The sequence below is a fragment of the Frankia canadensis genome (assembly GCF_900197875.1).
GTDB lineage: Bacteria > Actinomycetota > Actinomycetes > Frankiales > Frankiaceae > Frankia > Frankia canadensis.
In genome coordinates this window covers 1-8,811 of the sequence record NZ_FZMO01000161.1, presented here as the reverse complement: position 1 = coordinate 8,811, position 8,811 = coordinate 1, and the positions used below count along the sequence as shown (strand labels likewise).

5 protein-coding genes and 1 pseudogene are annotated in these 8,811 nt (G+C 72.9%); 1 reads left to right on the top strand and 5 read right to left on the bottom strand.

Annotated elements, in window-relative coordinates:
* The first annotated feature begins 153 nt into the window (after positions 1 to 153).
* Positions 154 to 1,222: pseudogene (locus C1A33_RS14695) on the top strand (RNA-guided endonuclease InsQ/TnpB family protein).
* Positions 1,223 to 1,258: 36 nt separating this feature from the next.
* Here C1A33_RS14695 and C1A33_RS14690 read toward each other — a convergent pair.
* Genes C1A33_RS14690 through C1A33_RS14670 form a run of 5 tightly spaced genes read right to left on the bottom strand, consistent with a single transcriptional unit; the run spans position 1,259 to position 8,381 of the window.
* Positions 1,259 to 3,142, bottom strand: coding sequence for a glycosyltransferase family 2 protein (locus tag C1A33_RS14690; protein WP_101832069.1), 1,884 nt, complete (start codon positions 3,140 to 3,142; stop codon positions 1,259 to 1,261).
* 42 nt (positions 3,143 to 3,184) lie between these two features.
* Positions 3,185 to 3,940 (bottom strand): SCO family protein, encoded by a 756-nt coding sequence (locus C1A33_RS14685; RefSeq protein WP_243407560.1) that lies wholly within the window; start codon positions 3,938 to 3,940, stop codon positions 3,185 to 3,187.
* A complete protein-coding gene (locus C1A33_RS14680; RefSeq protein ID WP_101832068.1) occupies positions 3,930 to 4,337 on the bottom strand; it encodes a hypothetical protein in 408 nt (135 codons plus the stop codon). The genes C1A33_RS14685 and C1A33_RS14680 overlap by 11 nt, the downstream gene beginning before the upstream one ends.
* The gene (locus tag C1A33_RS14675; RefSeq protein WP_101832067.1) at positions 4,334 to 7,108 is read right to left on the bottom strand and encodes a PA14 domain-containing protein; all 2,775 of its coding nucleotides are present in this window, start codon (positions 7,106 to 7,108) and stop codon (positions 4,334 to 4,336) included. The genes C1A33_RS14680 and C1A33_RS14675 overlap by 4 nt, the downstream gene beginning before the upstream one ends.
* The gene (locus tag C1A33_RS14670) at positions 7,095 to 8,381 is read right to left on the bottom strand and encodes a glycosyltransferase (RefSeq protein WP_101832066.1); all 1,287 of its coding nucleotides are present in this window, start codon (positions 8,379 to 8,381) and stop codon (positions 7,095 to 7,097) included. The genes C1A33_RS14675 and C1A33_RS14670 overlap by 14 nt, the downstream gene beginning before the upstream one ends.
* Positions 8,382 to 8,811 lie beyond the last annotated feature (430 nt).

Below are 8,811 nucleotides of genomic sequence, written 5' to 3'. Positions count from 1 at the left end.
GCGGTGCCTGCGGGGCGGGCGACCCCCAGGGGGACGGTGTCGATGTCGGAGAAGGTCATCGGGATCTCGCCGTGGATACCCTGGTCTTCAGGGCAGGGAGGAAACGGCGTCCCACGCGGGCACGCATTGCGGTCCTTTCGGTAGAATGATGGTGTGTCCCGTTACCGGCTCTATCCGGTGCCCGAACAGGTCGCCGGACTCGAAGAAAACTGCGGGCATGCGCGTTTTGTGTGGAATCTTGCGGTCGAGCAGCAGTCGTGGTGGACGCCGTATCGGGGTAAAGCTCCGAATCATCTGGAGCGTTGCCGGCAGTTGACCGAAGCGCGGGCGACGTTCGACTGGCTGCGGGCCGGGTCGCAGACGGTTCAGCAGCAGGCCCTGCGGGATTTCGACCAGGCGTTGCGAAACTTCTTCGGTGGTCGGATGGGTGAGGTTCCGGGTATCGCGGCCCGTGCCCGGTTTCAGGTCCTACCGGGTGGCTCGGGATCGTGCGGGCCGCTGGCATGTGGCGTTCGCGGTCGCCCCCGAGCCGATCGAGGCAGCCGGGACCGGTGAGGTCGTCGGGGTGGACCGGGGTGTTGCCGTGTCGGCGGCGCTGTCGACCGGGGAGCTGCTGTCCTGCCCCGGGCTGCGGGCCTCCGAGGCCGCCCGGCTGGTCCGGCTGCAACGCCGCCTCGCTCGCGCCAGGCGCGGATCGAACCGGCGCGCCCGGCTGCGAAGTCAGATCGCGCGGGTGAAGGCCCGGGAGGCTGACCGGCGAAAGGACTGGGCGGAGAAAACCTCCACCGATCTCGCTCGACGGTTCGACCTGATCCGCGTCGAAGACCTGAACATCCGGGGCATGACCCGCTCGGCACGGGGCACGATCGTCGAGCCCGGTCGGAAGGTGCGGCAGAAATCCGGGTTGAACCGGGCGATCCTCGCAGGCGGCTGGGGACTGCTCGTCCAGCGCCTCGAACAGAAAGCTCCCGGTCGGGTGGAGAAGGTTCGGGCCGCCTACACGAGTCAGCGTTGCTCGGTCCGCGGACATGCGGCCGCCGAATCCCGCGAGAGCCAAGCGCGGTTCCGGTGCGTCGCCTGCGCGTCCCAGGGCAACGCCGACGTCAACGCGGCACGCAACATCGCGGCCGGACGGGCCGTGACCGCGCGGGGAGGCACGGCGCTGGCCGTGCCCGTGAACCGCGAACCTCAACACCGCGCACCTCCCCTGGTGGATGTGTAGGAGTTGGAATCCCCCGCGCTCACGCGGGGGAGGACGTCAAGAGGCCGCTTCCAGGCCGAACCGTCCGGAGCCGGTGGTGGTGCCGTGATGGGTGCCGGAGTGCGATGTCTTCTCCCATTCCAGCCGGCCGCGGAGCAGCCGTGCCGTGGCCCGCACCGCCGCGATCGACAGCATCAGCTGGTAGAAGGGCGCGCTGAGTACCAGCCGGACACTGTCCCAGCGGCCGACGTTCAGGTCATAGGCGTCGGCGAACTCCCGGAAGGCGGCCTGCTCGGACCAGACCGACATGACGGTGGCGGCCATCGGCAGGCAGAAGACGATGACCAGGCCGGTCGGCGCGGCGAGAAACCAGGTCAGCAGGAGCGACACCGGCAGCAGCACACCGGCCATCGCCTGGAAGAACGGCATCGTCAGCATCTCGGCCGCCATCAGCCGCTGGCGGGCGCCAGGCAGCAGGCGCCAGTCCCCCTTGAACAGGACCTGCATGAAGCCCATCATCCAGCGGGTGCGCTGGACGACCAGCTTGGTCAGGCTCTCCGGCGTCTCCTCCTGGGTGGTCAGGTCGGGGTGGTAGAAGACCGTCGTGCGCACGCCGGCGACGGAGGCGCGTACCCCCAGGTCGCAGTCCTCGGTGAGGCAGCTGACGTCCCAGCCGTCGAGCTGGTCGAGCACCTCGCGACGGATGAACACCGTGTTCCCGCCCAGCGGGATGAACCGGGCCCGCGCCTGAAAGCGCAACCGGGACATGAACCAGATGTAGTACTCCAGGCAGTTGCGGGCCCGCCACCAGGACGTCTCGGTGCCCAGCCGGCGCAGGATGGCGCGGGGGCCGGCACCGGCGGTGTCCCCTGGTCTCCGCGCGGGGGCGCGCACGTTCATCAGCTGGACCCCGCCCTGGAAGATGCCGACGTCGGCCTGGCGCAACGCCAGGGTGTTCACGTACGACAGCAGGCCCGTGGCGATCAGCGACTCGGCGTCGACCACGCCGATCAGGTCGCCGGTGCAGTGCCGGCGCGCGTCCTCCAGGGACAGCGGCTTGCTGCGCAGGCTGCCCTCCGGGGCGAGGACCCGGACGTTGGGATGGCGGGCGGCGACCTGCTCCGCGATGCGCCGGGTCAGTTCGTCGACCTCGTCGTGGGAGACCATCACGACCACGTCGACGAGCTCCTGCGGGTAGTCCCCGGCGAGGATCTGGGCCAGGGTCCGGCCCAGGACCGGCTCGTCGCGGGCGGGCACGATCAGCGAGAAGCGGTGCCGCGGCGGCGCGGAGTCGGCCAGGTCGACGTGGTGGACGCGCTCGGGCAGCTGCCAGCTGTACTGGCCGCGCACCAGGGTGAGCACGGCGACGAGCAGCATGAGCAGCGACACCGCCGTCCACGCCGCGAGCAGCACGGCGTGATGATGCTGTGCCGCCCGCACGGCGAGCAGAACACCGAGCGGCACCGTCACCGCGACCGACAACCCGCGCCACCACCGCGGCGCCGCGCCAGCCCCCGGCGTCCAGCACAGCAGGACCGCGGTGGCGGCGGTCGCCGCGGTCGCGGCGAGTGCCGCGGCGAGCCAGATGGGCAGACCCCGGCCAGCGTCGGCGAGCACGAACAGGTACCAACCGGCCGTCTCGCAGCCGAGCTGAACGGCCCGGGGAAGCCGGCTGCCGCGATGGTCGCGCCGATCCGTGGCCGTGCGGGGACCGGCGCGACCGAGGGTGCGCGGGGCGAGCACGGCCAGCGCGAGTGGCACCAGGTAGGCCAGCGGGGGGTCGATGCCGAGCGGGCCGGCGCCGAGCGTGGTGAGCGCGGCGTGCAGGGCGATGCCCAGGCCGGCGGTGGCGAGCCGGGCCGGTGCCGGGGGCCCGGCTACGCCGCGGCGGCCAGGGGGAAGCTCGCGGGTGCGCGGATGGTCGGACGCTGAATGCACCATGTCACCTGCCTTCAGGCGGAGAAGCGGGCGGTGGCCGCGCGGTCAGAGGGCGGCGGCCAGGCGGGGGAGGTCCGCGACGTACTCGGCCACGGTCGTGTCGGCGAAGTAGCGCACGTGGACGCGGTCGTCGGAGCCGACGCCCAGGACCTGCGACGCGTGGCTGACCAGGTAGTCGCCGGGTGTCGCGTCCGGCGAGGCGGCCTGGTCGGTGAGGGCCACCGGCACGCCGACCGCCTGCTGGGCGGCGGCGAGCTGCGCCGGGGTGCCCGTCAGCCCCACGAAGGAGGCGTCGAACTGGTCGAGCCAGTGGCGCAGCACCGCCGGGGTGTCGCGCGCCGGGTCGGTCGTGACGAACACGACCGTCACCCGGTCGGCGATCCGGCGGCCGACGACCCGCCGGGCGGCGGCGAGATCCGCCATCGTCGTCGGGCAGACATCAGGGCAGTGCGTGTAGCCGAAGAACAGCAGCGTGGCCCGCCGAGCCGTGTCACGGGCGAAGTCGAACCGGCGCCCGGCGGTGTCGGTCAGCTCGAACGACGGCCGGGGCACCTCGATCCGAGGGACGCTGCCGTGCCAGTCGCCGGCGGCGGTCGCCGTCGCGGACGGACCGCGGGGTGCGTCCCGGACGACGGCCGCGGTGGCGTCGCCGCCGGCGCCGGGGCCGGCGCAGCCCGCGAGGGCGGTGATGGCCGCGAGGGCGGTGATGGCCGCGACGACTGACGCGAACGTCGCCGCGGCGGTCCGCGTCGTCGACGGCCCTCGGCGGAGCGGGTCGCCACCGCCCGGGTCACAGCGCACAGAGCACCGTGCCACGAGGGGCTCCGGTCGGGCCGCCGGCGAGCCGGCGGGAGTCGTCGCCGATCACGCGGACCGAGCGGATGCCGTGGGCCCGCAGGTAGGCGCAGTCGATCCGCTGGCCGGGGGGAGCGGTGCGAGGGACGCAGATCCGCCGTCCGGTGTCGCCGTCGGCGTAGTTGTAGTCGCAGCCGTCGAGGCCGACGGGGACCGGCGACGGCCTCCCGTCGCCCTGGGGCACCAGCCGGCCGGCCAGCAGACCGGGCGGAGCCACGGCGGCGGCCACCGGTCGGCCGGTGGCGGGCGGGGATCCGCCGCCGCGGACGAGGACCGCGGCAGCGACATTGACGAGGGCCACGGTGAGTGCGATCGCCGCGAGCCGACCCCGGCGGGCGGTCACTGGACGCGGACCCAACGGGCGACCGAGGGAACCCCGGCGGTGTTCTGGGCGAACATCATGTAGTACCCGGGCGGGAGCAGGTTCGGGTTCGAGGGAACGTCGACGGCGAGGTGGCCGGCCTGGCCGCCGGCCGAGATCGGCAGGTCGACGCTGCGCTGGTTCGGGTCGGCCTGGTGGGTCACGGAAGCGGGACGCAGCAGGGTGACCCGGCCGATGTCGCCGTCGACCGTCAGCGCCTGGTGCGAGCCATAGCCGAAGGTTTCGGCGGCGGCGGTGATCGAGGGGCGGGCCCGGGACATGTACCACGGCCGGTAGACGGAGATCGTCGTGCTGAACGAGCCGTCCACCGGGTTGTTGCCGAGCGCTGCGACGCTGCCGTCCGGAAGCAGGAACGCCTGGGAATGGTAGGTGCGGTCCTGCGGGTCGGGCGGGACGGACGTGAACCGGTTCGTCGCCGGGTTGAGGATCGACGCCTCGTGGACCGGGTCGGAGCGCAGGTGGCGGCCGCCGCCGGTCTCCAGGACCGTGCCGTCGGGCAGGATCACCGCGGAGACGTACATCTTCGCCGCCGGCAGGTCGGGACCGGGCTGCCAGTGCGGGTCGGCCTGGCGCAGGTCGATGAGATCGGTGCTGGCGACGGCGTCCGCGCCGGCGTCGCCGTTGCCGCCGCCGAGGGTGAGCACCCGCTGGGCCTGCGCCGGTGGCAGCAGCACCGAGGCGCCCTGGTCGCGCAGGTTGACGTCGCGCAGGCCAGCCACGTCGTTGACGGTGGCGGTCGCCGGATCGTAGATGTTCGAACCGGCGGCGGTGGGGGCGTTGCCGAAGGTGTGGACGCCGCCGTAGAACAGCCGGCCGTCGGTCATGAGCTTGAGCTCCGGGTACAGGCCCCAGAAGAAGTAGCTCTGCGCGACGTCGGCGGTCGGCAGCCAGCGCCCCCGGTTGCTGTCGAACAGCTCGGTGGCGACGTTGCCCGCCGCGTTCTCGTCGAGGCCGCCGACGGCGACGACGTCGCCGGTGCCGAGCTCGGTCAGGCTGGGGTACCAGTGGCCGCCGCCCGGCAGGTCGTTCGTCGCCGTGTACGTGCCGGCCACGGGATCGAAGACGAAGCTTTTCGCGAGGCCTTTGTAGTTGGACGTCGCGGTGGAGTAGGCGGCTGTTCCACCGGCGAGCAGGATACGGCCGTCCGGCAGCTGAACATGTCCCGAGCAGAACAGATCCTCCGCCATCGGAGTTTCCTGAAATTCCCCCGTTCCCGGATTCCAGACGGCGGATCTGAAGGCATGCGTGTCGAAGGCGACCTGGTCGTTTCCGGAACCGGCGACGAGCAGCACGTTGCCGGTGCGCAGAACGCTGGCGTGCACGGATCGCACGGGCATCGGGCTGTCCAGCGTCCGCCAGGAGCCGTCACAGTCGGACGTGCATCCCCCGGGTGGCGCCGGTGGGACCGGCCCGGGATCGCCGCCGCCGGTGTAGGACACCCGGATCTGCGCCCCGCCGGCCCGTTCGTAGTACTCGGTGACGATCGTGTGCGGGCCGGCGGTGAGCGTCGGCGTCGCGGTGAGGGTGGTCGGGCCCTGGTCGTTCCAGCCATCGATCACGCGGGTGCCGTCGACGTAGACGCGCGCCCCGTCGTCGGCGGTCGCGGTGATGCGGATCGGGCCGGCGGCGAAGCTGTCGACCCGCGTCCAGCGGGCGGAGAAGCCGTCCGTGCCGATACCGGTCACGTCCGGGCCGCCGGTGCCGTAGTCGTGGCGCAGGTCGGTCTCGCAGCGGGCCGGCGACGGGGTGCCGGACAGCGTCGGGTTGGGGAAGTACTGCGCCGACCACTGGAGGGTGTTGCAGGTGGGCGCGGCGGTCGTGGTGACGGTGACCCGGGCGGTGGCGCCGCCGGAGTGCTCGTAGTACTCGACCGTGAGGTCGTGGCTGCCGGCGGCGACGGCGACGGTCGCCGTGTACGTCGTGGGCCCCTGGTCGTGCCACTGGTTGATGACCGGCTGGCCGTCGACCAGGACGCGGATGCCGTCGTCGGCGGTGGCGGTGAGGGTGAGGGTGCCGGCGGGCAGGGTGTCGGTGCGCGTCCAGCGGGCGGAGAAGTTGTCGGCGCCGATGCCGGCGAGGCCGGGATCGCCGTCGCCCCAGGCGTCGTCGAGGGCGGCCGAGCAGCGCGGCACGCCGGTGCCGGACAGGGTGCGGTTGGGGAAGTACAGGCCGGACCACTGCCCGGCGGGGCAGTCGGGACCGGGACCGCCCGCCTCGCCCGGGCCACCGGCCAGGTCGAACGTGACCATCGCGCCACCGGCGCCCTGGTAGTACTCGACGACGATGGTGTGGGCGCCCGCGGTCAGGGTGCGGGTGCCGCTGAACGTCTGGGGGCCGTGGTCGCCCCAGCCGTCGGCGACGGTCTGCCCGTCGATGAGCACCCGCACGCCGTCGTCGCCGGTGACGGTCGCGGTGTACGTCCCGGCGGCGAGGGTCGCCTGACGGGTCCAGCGCACCGAGTAGTTGGTGGTGACGATTCCGGTGACCCCAGGTCCGTTCTGCGACCAGTCGAAGTCGATCCCACTGTCGCAGCGCTGCCCGACCGGATCGCCGCCGAGGGCCGTGCCGGTGTGGAACTCGGCGCTCCACTGGCCGTCCGGGCACGTGTCCGCCCGCGCCGCGGGGGTGCCCGTGGCGACCAGGACGGCGAGTTGCCCGACCGCCGAGGCGAGCACGACGGCGACGAGCACCCGCCGCCCATGGCCGCCGCGGCGGCGGTCACCCGGCCGCATCCGGCGCCTCCAGGGCGAGCGCCGGCTCCGGGACCGTCGCGGGCGGATGGTGCCGGTAGATCAGCCGGTCGACGACCAGGTAGCGGACGAGGACGGCGACGGCGAGCGAGAGCAGCGTCGCGACCCCCACGCCCAGTCCCCACCGGCCGACGAGCAGTGCCAGCAGCGGTAGCCGGATGACGAGGTCGAGATTGTTGACCATGGCGAACGGCGGGTAGCGGCGCAGCCGCGAACCGTTCTGGCGGTCCCAGACGAGCAGCTCGCAGCCGGCGAAGTTCCAGGCGATCGCGATCTGGGTGGCGATGATCGCCGCGGCGAGGTAGTGCAGCCCGAGCCGGTGCAGGGCGGCCGTGCCCAGCAGGTTCGGCACCGTCCCGGACGCGCCGACCAGCGCGAACCGGGCGGCCCGCGGCACCCGCAGCGCGAACAGCCGCCGGGCGAACCGGACCCCCTCCCCCACCGACACGTTCGAGTCGCCGGCGTGGCGCGCGGCGAAGACGTAGCCCACCTCGCGCACGCGCAGCGGCCCGGCCGCCGTCGCCAGCAGCTCCAGCAGGATCTTGTACCCGTCGGGGCGCAGGCCGCGCCGGTCCACGGCGGCCACCCGGACGAGGAAGAAGCCGCTCATCACGTCGGAGACGCCGCGCAGCCGGCGCGGGAAGGCCAGCCGGCACAGCAGGTTCGAGCTCGACGAGACCAGCTGGCGGGTGGTGCCCGACAGGCCGGAGGCGCTGCCGCCCGTCACGTACCGACTGGCGATGACCAGGTCGGCGTCGTCGCGCACGGCCGTGGCGAGCAGGGTGGGGATCGTCTCCGGCGGATGCTGGAGGTCCCCGTCGATGACGACGGCGTAGGGGGCGGCGCACAGGGCGATGCCCTCGCTGACGGCGCCACCGAGCCCGCCGTGCCGCGCGCCCGCCGGCCGGTGGTGGACGCGCACCGGCAGGGCCAGGGCGCTCCCCGCGCGGGCGATCGCATCGGGTGTCCCGTCGTCGGAGTCGTCGACGAAGATGACCTCGCCGGTCTGGCCACGCAGCGCCCGCTCGAGCCGGCGCAGCAGTGGTTCGACGTTGTGCTGCTCGTTGCGCGTCGGCACCACCACGGACACCTCAGGCGCGAGGTGACCCCGGTACTCCTCCGGCGGGGTGCGCGGGTGCGGCAGGAGCGGGAGACGCAGCAGCCCGGTCGCGTCGTCGGGCCGGGTCCGGCGCAGGTCGTCGGTCGGGGTGCCGTCCAGGTCGTCGGGCGGGTTGCCGACGGGGATCGATGTCATTGGTCCCGACCGGATTCCGGCGCGCGAGACCGGGCGGCGCGGGCTGCACAGAGCATTCTTCTGGCCATGGGCATGGCGAATTTCCCCCAGCTGGAACCTGCATAGGAAACAGCCGTCCGGGCCATTTACGGAACGCCCCCGGCCCGGACGTCGGCCTCATTTACCCCCGAGGCCGAGCGAAAAATTACCGCAGGAATCCGGCAGGCGGGCCAGAGTTCCCACCAGGCACACTCCGAGACACATTCACCGTCGCTACGGCATCCGCAACCGCCGCGACCGGCCGGGAAATCCTCGGACATTCCGCCCGGAAATCCTGCGCACATTTATTCGAATGAGACGCGCCGCACCCCGACGACCACTACCCCAGTCAACTGGCCCACTCCGGACGACTGCTCATGCGGAAGTCGGGGGCGTCGGCGGGGGCGGGGGC